We start from the raw sequence: 18451 nt of genomic DNA on the forward strand, positions 1-18451 counted from the left end.
TTGTGTTTGTGACGAAAAGAAACGCGGCATCCATGGGATGCCGCTCCTAACCCAGACGATGAAAAGAATTTAGGGCCTGCTGCGACCGCTCGATTCGATCCGACTCAGTTGGGCGAGCATGCGCTGGACCTGTTTAGGATTTTGTGCGGCAACGTCATGTTTTTCTGAAGGGTCAAGCTTTCTATCGTAGAGCTGCGGCTGAGGAGCATTTCCCAACTCCGTTTTGGTGTTTTCGTCGTATGCCGGATTCTTGCTGCTACGAATCAGCTTCCAATCTTTTTCAACAAGGGAGAGCGCTCCGGCTTCTTCAACGAGAGTGTCTCGACCGTGGATAGACATGCCAAGGAACGCGGGCAGCACGTTCATGCTGTCCGGTGCATCCTGACTTGCGATCGGTTGCCCGGTAAGCGAAGCGAAGGTCGCGAGAAGATCCACCTGATCGATCAGGGCGTTTGATGTGGTGCCCGGCTTTATGTGGTCCAGCCATTTCGCGATGAACGGAACGCGGGTTCCTCCATCGAAGTTGCTGTATTTTCCACCGCGATAAATTCCTGCTGGTTTATGGGTACCTAATTTTTCCACGGCCTGATCCTGGTAGCCGTCGTCTACAACCGGACCGTTATCGCTCGAAAAGATAACGAGTGTATTTTTTTCGAGGCCATTCTTTTTGAGAGTATCCAGGATCTGGCCGACGCTCCAGTCGAGCTCCGCAATGGCGTCTCCGCGCGGGCCCATCGTGGTCTTTCCCTGAAAGCGTTTGTTGGGAAGGCGAGGCACGTGAATATCCTGCACGGGGTAGTAGAGGAAGAATGGCTGTTGCTTGTTCTGCTCAATAAAGTGGATCGCCTTCGCTGAAAGCACATCGACGATATCTTCATCGACCCAAAGTGCGGATTTGCCTCCCTCCATGTAGCCGATGCGGCTGACGCCATCGACGATAGCCATGTCGTGTCCGTGGCTGGGTTTCATCTTGAGTAGCTCAGGATTGTTGCGCCCTGTTGTCTCGCCGGGGAAGGGTGCTTTGTAGCTGACGTGAATGGGATCGGAAGCGTTGGCATTGACAACGCGATGATCTTCCACGAAGACGCAGGGAACTCGATCTGGTGTAGCGGGAATGATGAAGGAGTAGTCGAAGCCAACCTCGAGCGGGCCAGGTTTGATCTCAGTATTCCAGTCGAGATTTCCATTCCCTAATCCGAGATGCCACTTCCCAACGATTCCGGTCTTGTAACCGCTCCGCTTGAGCACGCCCGGTAACGTGAGTTGTTTGGTATCGATGATCAGAGCGGCGTCGCCGGGAAGGATGCCTGTGCCCGGTTTACGCCAGGCGTATTGACCCGTCATGAGGGAGTAACGCGAAGGCGTGCACGTCGCCGAAGTGGCGTGCGCATCGGTGAAGCGAAGACCCTCCTTCGCGAGGGAGTCAAGGTTAGGAGTCTTGACCGATTCTGCGCCATAGCATCCGATGTCGCCGTAGCCGACATCGTCGGCGTAGATGAAGACGATATTTGGATAGGAGGAGGGCTTCGCAGCGCCAAGCAGTCCTGTAGCGGTGACTGCGCTTATCGTCTGGAGAAACTGTCTTCGGTTCATCGCACACTATGGTACGCGATGGATTGCAGTTCCTTGCATGTTTCCGTGAGCTAGGAAACGGGAAACTCCAGGTCGGGATCGGAGTAGTGGCCGCTGGTCATTGCGCCTGCGTTGCGGGGAAGGCCGATCGCTTCGATAGCGGGAGCCAGGGCAAGAACCGATGTGCAGAGGATCGCGATATGAAAGTCGCTGATGTGCGGATTTGCGGGGAGGTGCCCGCTGGCCCTCGCCACGAGGCGAAGCATGACAGCACCGACAGCTACTCCCATACCCATGGAGAGCTGCATGACGGCGGACAAGAAGCCATTGGCTCGGGACATTCGCTCAGAGGGGATCTCGGCGTAGGCCAGGGTCGTCATGCAGGTGAACTCGAGTGAGCGAGCGGCTCCGTGAAAGAAGAGGATCGCCGAGATCAGTGCAGGATGCGTGTGGGGCGTGAAGGTAGCGCAGAGCGCGACGGAGACGGCGACGATCAGTCCGTTGAAGATGAGTAGCCGACGGAAGCCGAAGCGGCGAAGGACGGGCAGCACGATCGACTTCATACTGAAGTCGCCACCGAAGAGAGCGAGCAGATAGAGGCCGGACTTGAAGGCGCTGAGGCCGAAGGCGACCTGAAACATCAGCGGAAGCAGAAAGGGAAGGACACCGACGGCGATACGAAAGAGGCTTGCACTGTAGACACTCAATCGATACGACTTCAGCCGCATGGATTCCAGATCGATGAGCGAGACAGGATTGCGACGCGCGGTGACGACCGCCAGGTATCCGCTGAAGAGACTGAGTAGAAGGACGGCGACCGCTGTCGTCCAGCGGCTGTCTCCGGCGCCAAGCGTCTCTAGCGCGAACACTACGCCGGTTGAGGCAAGGCCGGCGAAGAAGAAGGTCAGCCAATCGAGCGGATGCTTCTCGTCGGATCGCGTGTTCTCAATCCAGAGAATCGTTAGAACGAGTGCAAGGATGCCGATGGGCAGATTGAGTAGAAAGATCCAGTGCCAGGAGAAATAAGTCGTGATAAAGCCGCCGACAGGAGGTCCGATGACCAGAGCGGCGAGTCCGGGCCAACTGATATAGGCAATCGCCTGGGCGATCCTGTCTTTTGGAGTAGAACGCAGGACGATTAGGCGCCCCACGGGCACCATCATGGAGCCGCCAATACCTTGCAGGATCCGCGTGAGCGTAAAGGCAGTGAGAGTAGGAGCGGCGGCGCAGAGAAGAGAGGCAAAGGTAAAGATTCCGATGGCGGAGGCGAAGATGGTGCGGGCGCCGAATCGATCTGCTACCCAACCGCTGATCGGGATGAAGACGGCGAGGGTAATCAGGTAGGCCGTCATGCCTATGTTGAGCCGGACCGCTCCCACACCGAAGCTCTTCGCCATCTGCGGCAATGCAGTAGCGATGATGGTGCCGTCGAGGTTCTCCATAAAGAAGGCGCCGGCGATGAGCGTAGTGACGTAGAGAGGCGAGCGAGGGCTCTTCATTGGTCCTTTTTATAGTCGAGTGAATTTCACAGTCGAGTGACGCAAAGAGGCCCGGCTCAGGAGCCGGGCCTCAGAAAGACAACCCAACTTATGCTTTGACGACTGCTCCGTTTTCGACCTTGACCGGATCAAGGAAAGGCATAGCCTTACGAAGCTCGGCGCCGACCTTCTCGATGCCGTGTGCAGCTTCTTCCTGGCGGATGCGCGCGAACTCGTGGCGACCGGTCTCGTTCTCTTCGATGAACTTCTTGGCGAAGGAACCGTTCTGAATCTCCTCGAGCAGCTTCTTCATGGCCTTCTTCGTCTCGGGTGTGACGATGCGTGGTCCGGCGACATAGTCGCCCCACTCCGCGGTGTCGGAGATGGAGTGACGCATGTAGGCAAGGCCGCCGCGATACATCAGGTCGACGATGAGCTTGAGCTCATGAAGAACCTCGAAGTAGGCGAGCTCAGGCTGGTAGCCTGCCTCGGTGAGAACTTCGAACCCTGCCTTGACGAGAGCAGCGGTGCCTCCGCAGAGGACAGCCTGCTCGCCGAAGAGATCGGTCTCAGTCTCCTCGGTGAAGGTTGTCTCGAGAACTCCGGCGCGGGTGCAGCCGATGCCCTTTGCATAGCTCAGGGCGAGCTCGAGCGCCTTGCCTGAGGCGTTCTGCTCGACAGCAACCAGGCCAGGTACGCCGCCGCCTTCGGTGAAGACCTCGCGGACGCGATGGCCGGGAGCCTTGGGGGCGACGAGCGAGACATCGACGCCTGCTGGAGGAAGGATGGTGCCGAAGCGGATGTTGAAGCCGTGCGCGAACATCAGGGTCTTGCCGGGAGCGAGGTTGGGTTCAACCTCGGCCTTGTGAACCTTTGCCGCAGTCTGGTCAGGGGTGAGGTTCATGATGACGTCCGCCCACTTGGAGACGTTGGCGACGGTGTCGACCTGAAGGCCGGCTTTGCGTGCACGTTCGGCGTTGGGCGAGTCGGGGCGAAGGCCTACGCGGACCTCGACGCCGGAGTCCTTGAGGTTGAGCGCGTGCGCGTGGCCCTGCGAGCCGTAGCCGATGATGCCGACTTTTTTCGCCTGGATGAGGGAGAGGTCTGCGTCTTGATCGTGGTAAGTCTTTGCCATTTCTGTTTTCCTTTTCTTTATTTCGTTAATCGTAAATGGAGGGAGCTAAGCTTCGTCTTCGGCGAACTGGTTAGGAAGATCGTCTGCCTCTGGGCGTTCGGGAAAGGCGATGGGAGTCTCTTCGGTTGTCTTGGTGCCGAGAGCTTTGAGGACGCGGCTGGTGTGATGGCCGCGACGCATAGCCATGCGGCCGGTACGCGAGACCTCAAGAACCTCGAAGCTGGATTCGCGCAGCACCTGCAGCAGGCCTTCGATCTTGCTGGCGGCTCCGGTCATCTCGAGCATGATGGATTCTGGCGCGAGGTCGACGACTCGGGCACGAAAGACATTTGCGAGCTCGAAGATCTGCGAGCGCGAGTGCTGGCCGTGCGGCGAATTGGGACCGGCAGCGACCTTGATGAGGCAGAGCTCGCGGATGACGGCTTCACTGCGGCCCAGCTCGTCGACGTCGCGGGTGATCTCGAGCTTATAGAGCGAAGCGCGGATGCGGTCGGCAGCGTGCTCGGGCGCGTCGCAGACAATGGTCATGCGCGAGATGCCCTCGCGCTCGCTCTCGCCGACGGTGAGCGAAACGATGTTGACGTTGAGACGGCGAAAGAGCGAGGCGACCCGGGTGAGGACGCCGGGTTTGTCGTCTACGAGAGCTACGAAGGTGTGGAGCATTTGACCTCAGAGGAAATGGTGTAGGAAGCAGGTGCGAGAAAACTCTCAGGAGATACCGGCACTGGCGGTGTGGATGGCAAGGGTGGTTTTGGATACGACGGAATGAATGTCTTTGGAATTTCGTAGAGAATCAGTTCGCCCGGCTTTGCCTGCGGCCTTGCATTACTGCAGAGATTCCCGGTTGTAATTCCATTCTGGTGAATCTCCGCGATGGAATAGTTGGTGTAGAGTTCACCCCTTGAGCGGCAGTCCCCGTACATGTTCGAGAGAATACGAATGACAGTGGCATTGCCTGTGGTCACGTCGATGATGCCATCTGTATCAGTAGGCAAGGCGACGGAACCGATCTGGTCTTCACGGAGAGCCACGTTCAGGCGTTCATCTGTGACGGGCTTATTGGTTCTGGCGTTGATGACCTTGATCGTTACGTGCGGCGTGTTATCGAACTGGCCGTCATGGATGACGAAATTTATCCCGCCATCAAGATGGCCTGTGAATACGAGCCAATCCTTCTCAGTGGCTTTGATCAATTCCCGGTATTGCGGTGTATCACGAATCTGATTGCTCCATTGAATGGGCAAGACTGTTGTGCGGTCGTTGTCAAAGATCACCGGAGTACCGTTGCCCTGGGAAAAATGGGATCGAATGGTGACTGTCCTGTTTTCAAATCGCGCTGCATTTTTCCGCAGATCGGCAAGGCTCGTAAAGGGCCCAGTCTGCTGTGCGACGGCGGCCGAAGTGAGCCAAGTCGTGCCGCACAACAGGGACATCGCGGAGAAGCGAGCGAAAAGCATCTACTCGTCCTCTGCGGTTTCGATCAGCGGGTTGGGGCGGCGGACCATCTCGTGAAGTGCAGCTCCGGGAGCAATCATCGGGTAAACGCCATCTTCTTTCTCAACTGCAAAGTTGATGACGAAGGCTGTTGGAGAGGTGCGTGCCTTGGCGACTGTGGGTGTCACATCTTTACGCTCAGTGACGTGCGCGCCGGGGATGCCATGAGCGTCGGCGAGCTTGACGAAGTCAGGCGAAAGGATAGGCGAGCAGGCGTAGTTCTTGTCATAGAAGGCCTCCTGCCACTGGCGCACCATGCCGAGGAAGCCGTTGTTGATGACGGCGACGTTGATGTGGAGGTTCTCCTGCTGGATGGTGGAGAGTTCCGAGGCGGTCATCTGGAAGCCTCCATCCCCGGCGATGCACCAGACGTCGCAGTCGGGCCGTGCGATCTTGGCGCCGATGGCTGCGGGCAGAGCGTATCCCATGGTGCCGAGGCCACCTGAGGTGATGAGCGTGCGCGTGTCCTCGTGCTTGAAGTACTGCGCCTCCCACATCTGGTGCTGGCCTACGTCGGTGGCGATGATGGTCTTGTCGAGGCGGCCCGCAGCCTTGGCCTCCTGCCAGATGTCGTTGATGACGTGCGCAGCGTAGAGGTGACCGTTGTCGGGCAGGTTGATGATGTCGCGTACAGTGGCATCGCCCTTCATGGAACGGATCTCGCGCATCCAGTCCTTGGTGTTGTTATTCGCACTCGCTTCGGCAAGGTAGTTCTTGTCGTGGATGAGGGGCTCCATCGTGCGAAGAACCTCTTTCAGGTCGCCAATCAACGCGACGTCCACCTTGACGTTTTTGTTGATCTCGCTGGGGTCGATCTCGATATGAATCTTCTTTGCATTGGGGGCGTAGCTGGTAAGGTTGCCGGTCACGCGATCGTCGAAACGCATCCCGAATGCGAGCAGAAGGTCTGCCTGCTGGATGGCGTGGTTGACCCACGATTCGCCGTGCATCCCCATCATGCCCAATGCCAGCGGATGCGAGGCAGGGAAGGCTCCGAGGCCGAGCAGCGTAGTGGCGACAGGAATCTGGTAGCGCTCGGCGAAGGCCAGAACCTCGCGTTCGGCGCCGGAGTGGATGATGCCGTGACCGGCGAGGATGACAGGCTTCGTCGAGGCCCGCATCAGCTCGATCGCGCGGTGCATCTCGGCGGATTCGGCACGCAGCATGGGATGAGGGCGGAAGGTGGCGGGTGCGGCTTCGTCGAAGTTGAAGAGCGCGGTGCCCTGCTGGGCATCCTTGGTGATGTCGACCAGCACGGGGCCTGGGCGGCCGGAGGCAGCGATCTGGAAGGCTTCGCGGATCATCGGGGCGATGTCTTCGGCGCGCGTGGCGACGAAGTTGTGCTTGGTGATCGGCAGTGTGATGCCGGTGATGTCGACCTCCTGAAAGGCATCGGAGCCGAGGACTTTGGAGGAGACCTGCCCGGTGATGCAGACGATCGGGATGGAGTCGAGCATCGCCGTAGCGATTCCGGTGACAAGGTTGGTCGCGCCAGGGCCCGAGGTGGCGATGGCGACGCCGACCTTACCCGAGGCACGCGCATAGCCATCGGCCATGTGCGAGGCACCCTGCTCATGCCGCGTGAGGACGTGGTGGATAGGGAATTTGCGCAGAGCATCGTAGGCGGGGAGGATGGCTCCGCCGGGGTAGCCGAAGACCGTGGTGACCCCTTCGCCTACAAGCGTGGCCCATAGGATCTCGGCTCCGGTTAAGGTGGGATGCTGGTTCTTCTCTGTCATAAGCTACTTACCTCTTTAGAAAACTGTGAATGATCGGAACAAAAATTCTCAAAATGGCCAGAAATCCAATTACTCCAGCAATACTTGCTTCGATTCTGGCACCGCCGTCAGTACGCAAACGACTCAACACTCTATGTCGAAAAGGAGAGCCAGTGGGATAGGTCGACTCAGCATCTCTTATTGGGTTGATGATCATCGAGATCATCAACCCTGTAAAAGCTACGAGACCAACAATGGCAAAGCCTATTTCGAATTTGCTCACGTAGTAGCCTCAATGATTAAGTAGTAACTGCCCCTTCACTCGCGCTGCTTACACTGTTGGCATACTTCGCAAAGACTCCACGCTTGAAACGCGGCTCTGGCTGCTTCACTTCCTTCAAACGTTTTGCAACGTCTTCTGCAGGAACCTCAAGCCGCAGCTCTCGCTTCTTGATGTCGAAGGTGATGGTGTCTCCTTCGTGCACGGCGGCGATAGGGCCGCCCATAAAGGCTTCGGGAGCGATGTGGCCGACCATCAGGCCGCGCGTGGCTCCGGAGAAGCGTCCGTCGGTGAGAAGCGCGACGGTCTCCGAGAGCTCCGGGATGCCCTTGATGGCTGCGGTGACCGCGAGCATCTCGCGCATTCCGGGGCCTCCGCGAGGGCCTTCGTAGCGAATAACGCAGACGTCGTTGGGATTGATCTTTCCAGCCTCGACGGCGGCGAAGCAATCATCCTCGGAGTTGAAGACACGAGCAATACCCGTGTGCAGCACACGCTCGTGGCCCGCGACCTTCACAACACAGCCTTCAGGAGCGAGGTTTCCTTTGAGGATGACGAGGCCGCCGGTGGGCTTGAGTGGCTTGTCGATCGGATAGATGACGGGCTGGTTGGGTGTCTCGACGGCGTGGGCGGCCTCTTCGGCCAGCGTTTTGCCAGTGACGGTGATCTGGCCGCCGTCGATCAGGCCTGCATCGAGAAGACGCTTCGCAAGGAGACGGGAACCGCCCGCATCCTGGTAGTCCTTCGCGGCGTACTTGCCACCAGGCGAAAGGTCGCAGATATGCGGCGTGCGATCACTGATCGCGTTGAAGTCGTCGATGGTAAAGGGAATGTTGAACTCGCGCGCGATGGCAAGAAGGTGAAGTACGACGTTGGTCGAGCCTCCACTGGCGCACGCCGCGGCATAAGCGTCCTCGATGGTCTTGCGGGTGACGATCTTCGACGGGCGAAGATCCCTGCGGGCGAGGTCCATCACAAGACGTCCGGCTTCGCGCGAGGCGCGAGCCTTCTCCGGTGACATGGCGGGGACACCCGTAATCTCGATGGGCGAGATGCCGAGGAACTCTCCGGCCATGGCCATGGTATTGGCGGTGAACTGGCCACCGCAGGCTCCGGGGCCGGGGCAGGCGGCAGCTTCGACGGCTTCTAACTCGTCATCGGTAATCTTGCCTGCGGCGTGCGAGCCAATGGCCTCGAAGACCTGCAGGACTGTGATCTCTTTGACCGTGCCGTCGGGCTGAGGCAACTTGCCGGGCGCGATGGAGCCGCCATAGAGCATCAGGCCGGGAATGTCGAGGCGGCCGAGCGCCATGATGGCGGCTGGCATGTTCTTATCGCATCCGGCGATGCAGATCAGACCGTCGAAGGAGTTGGCGCGAGTGACCAGCTCGATGGAGTCGGCGATCACCTCGCGCGAGATCAGCGAGGCCTTCATGCCCTGCGTACCCATGGTGATGCCATCGTGGACGGTGATGGTGTTGAACTCCATCGGTGTTCCGCCCGCCTCGCGCACACCCTGCTTCACGGCCTCGGCTACCTGGCGGAGATGGAAGTTGCAGGGGCCGACCTCAGTCCAGGTATTGGCGATACCGATGATGGGCTTGTGCAGATCTTCCTTGGTGAAGCCGACGCTGCGGAAGTAGGAGCGCGCAGCCGCGCGATTAGGACCTTCGGTGAGGACAATGGAGTTCTTCTTTGCCGGATCGAGTTCGTTGCTCACTTGCTCTTTACTTCCTCTCTAAGTTGTTGCGGCGCGGCTGGAGAAATGCTGCTCAGAAATGACGACGTTATCAGGCGGCGTTTTTCGGTAAGGACCAGAAGTCCTTGTTGTGTTTCGATTCGAAGCTGTCGAGTTTCTTTTCATGGCGCAGCGTCAGGCCAATGTCGTCGAGTCCGTTCAGTAGGCAGTACTTGCGGAAAGGGTCGATGTCGAAGTGCGCGTTGAAGCCAAGTTCATCGGTGACGGTCTGGGCTTCGAGGTTGATGGTGATCTTGTGCTCAGGGTTGGCGGTTGAACGCTCCAGCAGCGTCTTCACCTCGTCTTCCGTCAGACGCGCGAGGATGATGCCGTTCTTGCCTGCGTTCGAAAAGAAGATGTCGGCGAAGCTGGGCGCGATCACGGCGCGGAAGCCGTACTGGTTGATGGCCCAAGCGGCGTGCTCTCGCGAGCTGCCGCAGCCGAAGTTCTTCTCGGCGATAAGAATCTCGGCCCCCTTATGCTCGAGCTTGTTGAGCACGAAATCCTTGCGCTCCTCGACGTGATCGGGCGTCGAAAGATCGTAGCGCCAGTCGAAGAAGAGGAACTCGCCGTAGCCGGTGCGCTCGATGCGCTTGAGGAACTGCTTCGGGATGATCTGGTCGGTGTCGATGTTCGGAAACGGCAGCGGCGCGGCCTTCGAGGTGAGGATGTTGATCGGTTCCATTAGCGTGGGGCTCCTTCCGTCTGCTTCCACTTGCGGATGTCTGTGAAGTGACCGGTGATGGCTGCTGCTGCTGCCATCTCGGGCGAGACCAGGTGCGTGCGTCCACCGCGTCCCTGGCGTCCCTCGAAGTTGCGATTGCTGGTGGAGGCGCAACGTTCTTCGGGCTGCAGGATGTCGGGGTTCATGCCAAGGCACATGGAGCAGCCGGGCTCGCGCCACTCGAATCCCGCAGTCTTGAAGATTTTGTCGAGGCCTTCTTCTTCTGCCTGGCGCTTGACCGCCTGCGACCCAGGAACCACCATGGCGCGGATCTTTGTCGCGATGTGGTGACCTTTGACGACTGCGGCTGCAGCGCGCAGGTCTTCGATGCGGCCGTTGGTGCAGGAGCCCAGGAAGACCGTGTCGATCTTGATCTCTTCCATCGGAGTGCCGGGTTTCAGTCCCATGTACTCGTAGGCACGCTCGAAGCTCTTGCGATCAGCCTCGGTCTTCGCGTCAGCAAGCAGGGGAACTTTGCCATCAATGGTGGCGTGCATGCCGGGTGAGGTTCCCCATGTGACTGCAGGAGCGAGCGTGGCTGCGTCGATGTGGAGTTCGCGGTCGAAGGTTGCGCCTTCTTCGGTGGGCAACGTCTTCCAGTGCGCGACGGCCTCATCCCAGGCTGCTCCCTGCGGCGAGAAGCGGCGGCCCATCAGGTAGGCAAAGGTGGTCTCGTCGGGAGCGATCATGCCGGCGCGCGCACCTGCCTCGATGCTCATGTTGCAGATGGTCATGCGGCCTTCCATCGAGAGTGCGCGGATGGCCGAGCCTGCATACTCGACGGCATAGCCAGTTGCGCCATCGGTGCCAATCTTGCCGATGATGTCGAGGATGATGTCCTTGGCGGTGACGCCGAAGGGAAGCTCGCCATCGACGGTGATCCGAAAGGTCTTCGGCTTAGACTGCGGCAGAGTCTGCGTAGCCATGACGTGCTCGACCTCGCTGGTGCCGATACCGAAGGCCAGGGCTCCGAAGGCTCCGTGCGTCGACGTGTGCGAGTCGCCGCAGACGATGGTCATGCCCGGCTTGGTCGCGCCCAGCTCCGGCCCGATCATGTGGACGATGCCTTGCGAGGCATCCTGCACATCAAAGAACTCGACGCCGAAGTCGGCGCAGTTCTTGCGTAGCGCGTTCACCTGGGTGGCTGCGATCTGGTCGACGATGTGAAGGCGGTCATAGGCGCTGGTAGTGGGGACGTTGTGGTCCACCGTGGCGATATGGCGATCGGGGCGGCGCAGCTTGCGCCCTGCCAGGCGCAGACCCTCGAAGGCCTGCGGGCTGGTGACCTCATGGACAAGGTGCAGGTCGATGTAGAGGATCGAAGGCTCGCCTTCGGGCTCTGCGACAATGTGTTGCTGCCATACTTTTTCGAACAAGGTTTTCGGTGCTTTGCTCATATCGTTCTTTCCTACGCTGCTGGTACTACGGGGTTGGAATCGTGAAAGCGGGTGGCTCCGGTCTGCGACGCAGGAATCTCGTGCGGCTTTCCGCTGGGATCAATGACGAAGGCGTGCGTCACGAGCGGTGGAACCTTACTGCCGTTGAGTTGTGCCGAGAAGATGGCCAGGCTGCGCTTGAGCGCAGGCGACAGATGCGGCACCTCGTCGGACGAATTTGCTGCGGCGAGAGAGCGGTCGGGGAAGATCCAGAGCGTGTACTCGGAGTTGTCGTCCTTCACGTCGCGAGATTCGCGACTCCAGTCGATGGCAGCGAAGACAACTAAAGGATGCGAGCTTCCGATATCAACGAAGAGCATTCCACGGGCAGGACAAAAGTGAGGAACGCAGCCGGTGGCGGTGAAGTAGCGGTTCTCGTCGGAACGCGCGATGCCGGGCACTCCCATGAACTCGACCGCGACATCCCATAGCGGTTTGCCGTTGCCCCAGAAGCTCTGCGGTGCGGTCAGATGTTTCTTCAGGAAATCGAGGAAGCGCGGATCGTTGGTAAGGCCGTTCTCGTGGCCGTCGGGCGCGGGCTTTGCGTACTGCCACATCCACGAAAGATCCTCTGCAACGGGCTTGTCGCTGTGAAGGTGAATCTGCGCGCGAGACCCTGCAGCCGTGGTGAGCAGAAGTGCAGCTGCGGCGAATTGGAGTGTGCGGCGCATTACTTTGTTGAAGCAGACCTCTTTGCCGTAAGCAGGATGAGCACGTTCACCAGAAGAAACATGACCAGCCCGGTAATCACCAGCGGGACGATTGCTGCGCCCTGTCTCCATCGATAGATCAGGGCTGCGGCGACCGCGCAGTTCATCAGGAAAAGTTTGATTCGCCAGCTCATCGTTCTATACGGCGTGCATCGCCTGGCGACGGTCAATGGACTCTGTCAGTGCCTGGTGGACGCGCTTGCCCATCTCCTGCGTGGAGACAAGCTGCACGTTCTCGCCTCCGCGTGCGATGTCCGCGGTGCGATAGCCCGCCTCCAGAACTTTATGTACCGCCTGCTCCACTGCGCGAGCATCCTGCTCGAGATTAGCGGAGTGCCGCAGAACCATGGCGGCGGTAAGGATCGCTCCCAACGGATTCGCCTTACCGGTCCCTGCAATATCAGGAGCCGAGCCGTGCACAGGCTCATAGAGATTCACCGCGCCGCCAATCGTCGCCGATGGCAGCATGCCGAGCGAACCGGTGATAACGCCCGCTTCGTCGGAGAGAATATCGCCGAAGAGATTCTCGGTGAGCACAACGTCGAAGTTGCGCGGGATATTCATGATGTGCATCGCCATCGAATCGACGAGCTGATGCTCGAGCGTGACCTCTGGGTAGTCCTTGGCGATCTCGGTTACGGTCGCGCGCCAGAGCTGCGAGACTTCGAGAACATTGGCCTTATCCACTGAAGTGACTTTCTTGCGACGCTTCGACGCGAGCTCGAAGGCGATTCGTGCCACGCGGACAACCTCATCGCGGCTATAGCGCATGGTGTTGATGGCTTCGTTCGTTTCCTTGTTCCACGAGCGCGGTGCACCGAAGTAGAGGCCGCCGAGTAGCTCGCGAACGAACAGAATGTCGACGCCTTCGGTGACTTCGGGGCGCAGCGGAGAACTGCCGGCAAGCGAGGTGTAGGCAACCGAGGGACGAAGGTTGGCGAAGCCGCCGAGCGCCTGACGGATCTGCAATAGTCCCGCCTCGGGGCGCTTGTCCGGCGTCAGTGCATTGAACTTGTTATCGCCGACCGCACCCAGCAGCACCGCGTCGGAATCGAGAGCGGCATCGAGTGTCGCGGTCGGGAGCGGCGTTCCCGCGGCTGTAATCGCAACGCCACCGATCAGACCTTCGACGAAGGTGAACTCGTGTCCGCCCAGTTCGGCGACCGCGCGCAGGATGTTCGTAGCTTCCCGTGTAACTTCAGGACCGATGCCGTCGCCGGCGAGGACTGCAATCTTGAGACGCATTCGCTATTCCTTCTTACGAGGTGTTGAGGGCTTCGTGCCCTGCATGGACAGATCGAATCAGACGGTTGCTATGTCGACTACGGCCGAGGCCTTTTCAGGCTTCAAGAGCCCGAGAATGTCCTGGTCGTAGATGGACTTCTTGCGGTCGGCAAGTTCCGTGAAACGGTGATAAACCTCATCCAGCTGTTCCCGCGTGAGGGTGTATCCAAGTTTTTCCAGTCGGTCGGATAGAGCGCGCCGACCGGAGTGTTTGCCGAGTACGAGATTCGTGCTGCCCGCGCCGACCGAAGCCGGGGTCATGATCTCGTAGGTCAGCGGATTGGCCAGCATGCCGTGCTGATGAATGCCCGATTCGTGCGCGAAGGCATTGGCGCCGACAATCGCCTTATTAGGGGCGGCTCCAAAGCTGATGCACTCGGCCAGCTGCTGGCTGGTCGGATAGAGCTGGTCCATCTTGATGTTGTTCTTGTAGGGGAACTTGTCGCGGCGCACCATGATCGCGGCTGCGATCTCCTCGAGCGCCGCATTGCCGGCGCGCTCGCCGATGCCGTTGATGGTGCACTCTACCTGCCGGGCTCCCGCCTGAATCCCGGCCAGCGAGTTTGCGACGGCCATACCAAGGTCATCGTGGCAGTGCGTCGAAAGCACGACGTTCTCAATGCCTGGAACGCGCTCGCGCACCATGCGGAATATGGCGGAATACTCTTCGGGCGTGGTGTAGCCGACGGTATCGGGAATGTTGATGGTTGTGGCGCCCGCCTGGACCGCGACCGTGATCATCTTCACCAGAAAGTCGGGATCGGTGCGGGTGCCGTCTTCGGTCGAAAACTCCACGTCGTCGGTGTACGTCAGAGCCTGTTTTACCGACTCGGCGGTCTGGTCGAGCGCCTGCTCACGCGAGATGCGCAGCTTGTACTCCAGATGAAGATCCGAGGACGCCAGAAAGATATGGATGCGGTTCGATTTGGCGGGCTGGATCGCCCGACCTGCCGCATCGATGTCCTCACGTTTGCAGCGTGCGAGCGAGGCGATGCGGGTTCCGGTTACTTCGCGGGCGATCGTCTGAACGGCATCAAAGTCGCCTTCGGACGCGATGGCGAAGCCGGCCTCAAGAATGTCCACGCCAAGGTCGCGAAGCTGATGCGCCATACGCAGCTTCTCGTCGTGGTGCATGGTGCAACCGGGGGACTGCTCGCCGTCGCGGAGCGTGGTGTCGAAGAAGACGATTTGGTCGGGATTTCGCATGGTTCTGGTCACTCTCGATCCTGAGCGTTATCATAACGCAGGCTTATGTTGGTTTGCGCGTGTATCAAAACTTCTAATTGAAGTATTCGCGCGATCAAAGACATCGGCCCGAAGGAGATACAAGTGGATCTGGTCCAGATGGAAACCTTTCTGGCCGTAGCGGAGGAGCGGAGTTTCTCACGGGCCGCCTCACGGCTCCATCGTACCCAGCCAGCGGTAAGTCAGGCAATTGCCAAGCTGGAGGGGGAACTCGGAGAGGTCCTCTTCGACCGTTCCTCAAGGGATGGAACCCTGACCGATGCCGGCGAGGTCCTGCGCGAGTATGCCGCTAAAATGTTGAACCTACGGAGCGAAGCCTCCGGGGCGTTGACGGAGTTACGGTCATTGCACCGGGGCCGCCTGAACCTGGCCGCCAACGAGTACACCAGTCTGTACCTGTTGCCTCTGCTGGACGAATTTCGCAGGCAGAATCCGCGGATCAAGCTGGCTGTGCAGCGGACGCTGGCCAGCCGGATTCCCGACGAGGTTTTGATCCATTCGGTTGAATTCGGAGTGCTCTCGTTTCGCCCCGACGATTCCCAGATCAGGTCTATCGTGGTGTACCGCGATGAACTGGTACTTGTCGTCAATCCCCGCCACCCCCTTGCCGGAGCCGGCAAGGTCTCTATTCGACAGCTTGGGGCGCAAAACTTCATTGCGCACAATATCCCTTCGCCGCAGCGCCAGAAGGTGATCCAGACATTCAAGAAGCACAAGACTCCGCTGCAAATGGGTGTTGAGCTGCCATCCCTGGAGGCGATCAAGCGGTTTGTGGAGATGGGGAATGGGGTGGCGCTGGTTCCGCGGCTGACAGCCGTCCCTGAGTTGCGGAGCGGGACGCTGGTCATGCTGGAGGTGCCGGAGTTGCAGACCGAGCGAAAGCTACGCCTGATCTATCGGCGTCAGGCAAACCTCTCGCATGCCGCGGCCGCCTTCCTGAAGGTAGTGGAATCGTATGCCGCAACCCAGGGCGACCCCTATAGCTTCCAAACCGACCGCGGGGCGTGACGGAAAAGATAATTCTTCACTTTCGCAGAACATTTTTCACCGAAACGACGTCTGTAGGAGCAGACTTCGAACGCCATCTTCCGGCCGTTCCAAGTGCGAGGTGAAATCGATGACGATAACCGTATTTCGCAAAGCAGGTATGCGGATGGCCATGGTCGCCCTTTGTTGTGGCGCGCTGTGTGCTCTTCCAATGATGGCGCAGGATACCGCGCCGGCAGCACCGCAGCAGGGAATGGATGGGCACGGCCACCATCGCGGCGGCGATGCAACAGAGATGCTGACCAAGAAACTCAACCTCACTCCGGACCAGCAAACTCAGGTCAAGGCCATCGACGACGATCAGCGGTCCCAGATGATGGCTGTAAGAAATGACACCTCGATACCCCAGGCTGACAAACGCGGCAAGATGATGGATATTCATAAGGCATCGAGCGACAAGATTCGCGCCATCCTCACGGACGATCAGAAGACAAAGTACGATGCGATGCAGGCTCAGATGAAGGAGAGGATGAAAGAGCACGCACAGGGTGATTCCGCCCCACAGTAGCCCTGCCGCAACCCAACCGATCATGATACAGGCCGGAGGAAGACTGTCCTCCGGCCTTTCTCTGTTCAGAAGCGCCATGGGTTGGGATTGTGCGGTTACAATGAAGGGACAGTGACGAAGGCGCTGGAAGTTGCTGCGGCAGGTACCGTTGCCGACAAATCAGCACCAAGTTGTTCTGGACGAATTCGAAGGGATCTAGCGAAGAATGAAGAAGACGATGTTGTTGGGCGCGCTGATGCTGATGGCGTCTTTCGGGTACGCACAGGAGAGCCGGCAAGATGTAAGTATGAGCGCGATCGGGATATTGACGCCGCAGGTGAACGGAAACGCAGTGCAGTTGAACACGACGAAGACGGTCGGATTCCTGGGGAGCTATCGATATATGCTGACGCCCCGCAGCGCGCTCGAGGCGAACTACTCTTTCGCGCAATACAGTTCAAACTACAGCACCAGCTTTCTTCCGAATGTGCGTATTCATACTCGCCAGCAGGAAATCACCGCTGCCTATGTCTACAATATGAACTTCCGGAACTTCAATCCCTTTGTCGAAGGCGGCGTCGGTGCCCTGATCTTTACGCCGATCCGCGACTACCGGACCACGAACTTCGACACCAAGGGGAACACAGGGATTGGCGCCCTGTTCGGAGCCGGTGTGGCATATGAGCTGAGCCCCAGCTGGGATATCCGTGCTCAGTATCGCGGTTTCGCCGTAAAGGCTCCCGACTTCGGCTTGGCGAACTTCAAGACGAATCGCTGGGAGGTTATTTCGATGCCTACGATCGGTATGGCCTATCACTTCTAATTCTGAGCGAAAATACAAAAGGCCCCGGCGAAGCCGGGGCCTTTTCTTGTCTTGAAGCTGGCTCTAAAAGCGGTAAGCGGCTCCTATCGTGATAACCGAAGGGGTCAAGCCATTCGGCGGAAAGCCAAACCAGCGCTGGTACTCGTACTCGCCGCGAACATTTACGTGGGTAAGCAACTTGTAGTCCAGGCCTCCTCCAGCAGCTAGCATGTTGTAGGGCAGGTTGGCCGTGGTCTTTCCCAGGTAGGTGAAGTTGAAAACACCTCTTCCGTAGAGCCCTTTGACGTAGGGAGAGAACCGGCCATGATAGGTCCGGGAGTAGCGTGGGCCTATCTCGTAGGTCTTCTCGTACACATTGGTCTTTCCATCCTTGATGTAGCGGAACTCGCCCTCAACGCCCAGGTGGTGGTAGAAATCCCAATCGAAATAGATTGTGGTCCCATTGACCCGGTTGGGCAGATAGTCGGTATCTGCATTGGAAAATCCAGCGCCGACCTGCACCGAGGATCGCTTGATAGCTGTAGGACGTGCTTGTGCGTGCAATGCCGAGGAAGAACCGAATACCGTTGCAGCTATCAAAATCTGTTTAAACAATCACGATCCCCTGAAATAGGCCTTTTAGCAACGAGTGAGGCAGGCCCAAAAAATATTTGTTGTGGAAGGCTGCTCTGCCGTAAGTATCGGCAGAGCAGCGACTGCCATTACATTCTAGAAGCTATATGCTGCGCCGAAGGTAAAAACATAAGGGCTCAGGCCATTCTCGCGAAACCCGGGCCACCCCTGGTACTCGAAATCCACCGCCCGGATGTTGATATGCGGAGTTGCATGATAATCAAGACCGCCGCCCAGGGAGTAAATCTTATAGGTATTGGCGTAGTTCGGCATTAAAGAGCCCGGATCGAAATCGGTCTTGAACCGGCCAAAGCCGAGCTGACCTTTGACATAGGGCTTGAAGCGTTTTTTGTAGTGAAACGAATAACGCGGCCCAACAAGGTAGGAATCTTCGCCGATATCGGTCGGTGTAATGACGCTGACCCGGTGAATATTGCCCTCTATGCCCCAGTGCCGGGTAAAGTCATAGTCTCCATAAATCGTGAAGCCCTGGATCTTCTTCTGACCATAGTCTGGACTGGCGAAAGAATAGCCTGCTCCAATCTGGACCGAACTTCCGCGAGTGGCCGTTGGAGTGGCCTGTGCGTGAGTTATCCGGGCTGTCGTCCCCAATAAAAAGGTAATTGAAAGGATGGAAAGGATACGTTTCAATATTGTTCCTCCAATAG

Annotated in this window: 18 protein-coding genes; 3 read left to right on the forward strand and 15 right to left on the reverse strand. The window is 58.5% G+C overall.

What is annotated here, in order from left to right:
* Nucleotides 1–69 precede the first annotated feature (69 nt).
* The 13 genes from AC5S26_RS16025 to AC5S26_RS16085 form a co-directional block, all read right to left on the reverse strand.
* Nucleotides 70–1593: a sulfatase family protein gene (locus tag AC5S26_RS16025; protein ID WP_494185908.1), complete on the reverse strand. Its 1524-nt coding sequence runs from the start codon at nt 1591–1593 to the stop codon at nt 70–72.
* A gap of 50 nt (nt 1594–1643) precedes the next feature.
* The gene (locus AC5S26_RS16030) at nt 1644–3071 is read right to left on the reverse strand and encodes an MFS transporter (protein ID WP_494185909.1); all 1428 of its coding nucleotides are present in this window, start codon (nt 3069–3071) and stop codon (nt 1644–1646) included.
* Nucleotides 3072–3159: 88 nt separating this feature from the next.
* Complete coding sequence (ilvC, locus tag AC5S26_RS16035) at nt 3160–4185, reverse strand: ketol-acid reductoisomerase (RefSeq protein WP_494185910.1); 1026 nt, start codon at nt 4183–4185, stop codon at nt 3160–3162.
* A 45-nt stretch (nt 4186–4230) separates the two neighbouring features.
* A complete protein-coding gene (ilvN, locus tag AC5S26_RS16040; RefSeq protein WP_494185911.1) occupies nt 4231–4848 on the reverse strand; it encodes an acetolactate synthase small subunit in 618 nt (205 codons plus the stop codon).
* Nucleotides 4830–5642, reverse strand: a complete 813-nt coding sequence (locus tag AC5S26_RS16045; RefSeq protein ID WP_494185912.1) for a hypothetical protein — start codon at nt 5640–5642, stop codon at nt 4830–4832. Before AC5S26_RS16045 ends, ilvN begins: the two co-directional genes overlap by 19 nt.
* On the reverse strand, nt 5643–7418 hold the full coding sequence (gene ilvB, locus AC5S26_RS16050; protein WP_494185913.1) for a biosynthetic-type acetolactate synthase large subunit: 1776 nt from the start codon (nt 7416–7418) through the stop codon (nt 5643–5645).
* A 278-nt stretch (nt 7419–7696) separates the two neighbouring features.
* Entirely contained in the window at nt 7697–9397 is a 1701-nt protein-coding gene (gene ilvD, locus AC5S26_RS16055; RefSeq protein WP_494185914.1) for a dihydroxy-acid dehydratase, read from the reverse strand.
* A gap of 70 nt (nt 9398–9467) precedes the next feature.
* On the reverse strand, nt 9468–10100 hold the full coding sequence (gene leuD / locus AC5S26_RS16060; protein ID WP_494185915.1) for a 3-isopropylmalate dehydratase small subunit: 633 nt from the start codon (nt 10098–10100) through the stop codon (nt 9468–9470).
* Nucleotides 10100–11536, reverse strand: a complete 1437-nt coding sequence (gene leuC, locus AC5S26_RS16065) for a 3-isopropylmalate dehydratase large subunit (RefSeq protein WP_494185916.1) — start codon at nt 11534–11536, stop codon at nt 10100–10102. The genes leuD and leuC overlap by 1 nt, the downstream gene beginning before the upstream one ends.
* An 11-nt stretch (nt 11537–11547) precedes the next feature.
* Nucleotides 11548–12246, reverse strand: a complete 699-nt coding sequence (locus tag AC5S26_RS16070) for a hypothetical protein (protein WP_494185917.1) — start codon at nt 12244–12246, stop codon at nt 11548–11550.
* Nucleotides 12246–12419 (reverse strand): hypothetical protein, encoded by a 174-nt coding sequence (locus tag AC5S26_RS16075; RefSeq protein WP_494185918.1) that lies wholly within the window; start codon nt 12417–12419, stop codon nt 12246–12248. The genes AC5S26_RS16070 and AC5S26_RS16075 overlap by 1 nt, the downstream gene beginning before the upstream one ends.
* Nucleotides 12420–12423: 4 nt before the next feature.
* Entirely contained in the window at nt 12424–13530 is a 1107-nt protein-coding gene (leuB, locus tag AC5S26_RS16080) for a 3-isopropylmalate dehydrogenase (RefSeq protein WP_494185919.1), read from the reverse strand.
* 57 nt (nt 13531–13587) lie between these two features.
* Entirely contained in the window at nt 13588–14775 is a 1188-nt protein-coding gene (locus AC5S26_RS16085) for a 2-isopropylmalate synthase (RefSeq protein ID WP_494185920.1), read from the reverse strand.
* A 123-nt stretch (nt 14776–14898) separates the two neighbouring features.
* On the opposite strand from AC5S26_RS16085, the gene AC5S26_RS16090 reads away from it, so the two are divergent.
* From AC5S26_RS16090 to AC5S26_RS16100, 3 genes are all read left to right on the forward strand, one after another.
* Nucleotides 14899–15822, forward strand: a complete 924-nt coding sequence (locus AC5S26_RS16090; protein ID WP_494185921.1) for a LysR family transcriptional regulator — start codon at nt 14899–14901, stop codon at nt 15820–15822.
* A gap of 109 nt (nt 15823–15931) precedes the next feature.
* Nucleotides 15932–16369: a Spy/CpxP family protein refolding chaperone gene (locus AC5S26_RS16095; RefSeq protein ID WP_494185922.1), complete on the forward strand. Its 438-nt coding sequence runs from the start codon at nt 15932–15934 to the stop codon at nt 16367–16369.
* Between the two features lie 205 nt (nt 16370–16574).
* Nucleotides 16575–17171, forward strand: coding sequence for an outer membrane beta-barrel protein (locus AC5S26_RS16100; protein WP_494185923.1), 597 nt, complete (start codon nt 16575–16577; stop codon nt 17169–17171).
* Between the two features lie 63 nt (nt 17172–17234).
* On the opposite strand, the gene AC5S26_RS16105 is transcribed toward AC5S26_RS16100, so the two are convergent.
* Nucleotides 17235–17765 (reverse strand): outer membrane beta-barrel protein, encoded by a 531-nt coding sequence (locus AC5S26_RS16105; protein WP_494185924.1) that lies wholly within the window; start codon nt 17763–17765, stop codon nt 17235–17237.
* Nucleotides 17766–17879: 114 nt separating this feature from the next.
* On the reverse strand, nt 17880–18434 hold the full coding sequence (locus tag AC5S26_RS16110; RefSeq protein WP_494185925.1) for a porin family protein: 555 nt from the start codon (nt 18432–18434) through the stop codon (nt 17880–17882).
* Between the last annotated feature and the right edge of the window lie 17 nt (nt 18435–18451).

The sequence above is a fragment of the Edaphobacter sp. FHG110511_03 genome (assembly GCF_059115365.1).

Bases quoted from the DNA above. Each gene is read 5' to 3' on its own strand.
- AC5S26_RS16025 (WP_494185908.1), bottom strand. From the start codon at position 1,593: ATGAACCGAAGACAGTTTCTCCAGACGATAAGCGCAGTCACCGCTACA.
- AC5S26_RS16030 (WP_494185909.1), bottom strand. From the start codon at position 3,071: ATGAAGAGCCCTCGCTCGCCTCTCTACGTCACTACGCTCATCGCCGGC.
- ilvC (WP_494185910.1), bottom strand. From the start codon at position 4,185: ATGGCAAAGACTTACCACGATCAAGACGCAGACCTCTCCCTCATCCAG.
- ilvN (WP_494185911.1), bottom strand. From the start codon at position 4,848: ATGCTCCACACCTTCGTAGCTCTCGTAGACGACAAACCCGGCGTCCTC.
- AC5S26_RS16045 (WP_494185912.1), bottom strand. From the start codon at position 5,642: ATGCTTTTCGCTCGCTTCTCCGCGATGTCCCTGTTGTGCGGCACGACT.
- ilvB (WP_494185913.1), bottom strand. From the start codon at position 7,418: ATGACAGAGAAGAACCAGCATCCCACCTTAACCGGAGCCGAGATCCTA.
- leuD (WP_494185915.1), bottom strand. From the start codon at position 10,100: ATGGAACCGATCAACATCCTCACCTCGAAGGCCGCGCCGCTGCCGTTT.
- leuC (WP_494185916.1), bottom strand. From the start codon at position 11,536: ATGAGCAAAGCACCGAAAACCTTGTTCGAAAAAGTATGGCAGCAACAC.
- AC5S26_RS16070 (WP_494185917.1), bottom strand. From the start codon at position 12,246: ATGCGCCGCACACTCCAATTCGCCGCAGCTGCACTTCTGCTCACCACG.
- AC5S26_RS16075 (WP_494185918.1), bottom strand. From the start codon at position 12,419: ATGAGCTGGCGAATCAAACTTTTCCTGATGAACTGCGCGGTCGCCGCA.
- leuB (WP_494185919.1), bottom strand. From the start codon at position 13,530: ATGCGTCTCAAGATTGCAGTCCTCGCCGGCGACGGCATCGGTCCTGAA.
- AC5S26_RS16085 (WP_494185920.1), bottom strand. From the start codon at position 14,775: ATGCGAAATCCCGACCAAATCGTCTTCTTCGACACCACGCTCCGCGAC.
- AC5S26_RS16095 (WP_494185922.1), top strand. From the start codon at position 15,932: ATGACGATAACCGTATTTCGCAAAGCAGGTATGCGGATGGCCATGGTC.
- AC5S26_RS16100 (WP_494185923.1), top strand. From the start codon at position 16,575: ATGAAGAAGACGATGTTGTTGGGCGCGCTGATGCTGATGGCGTCTTTC.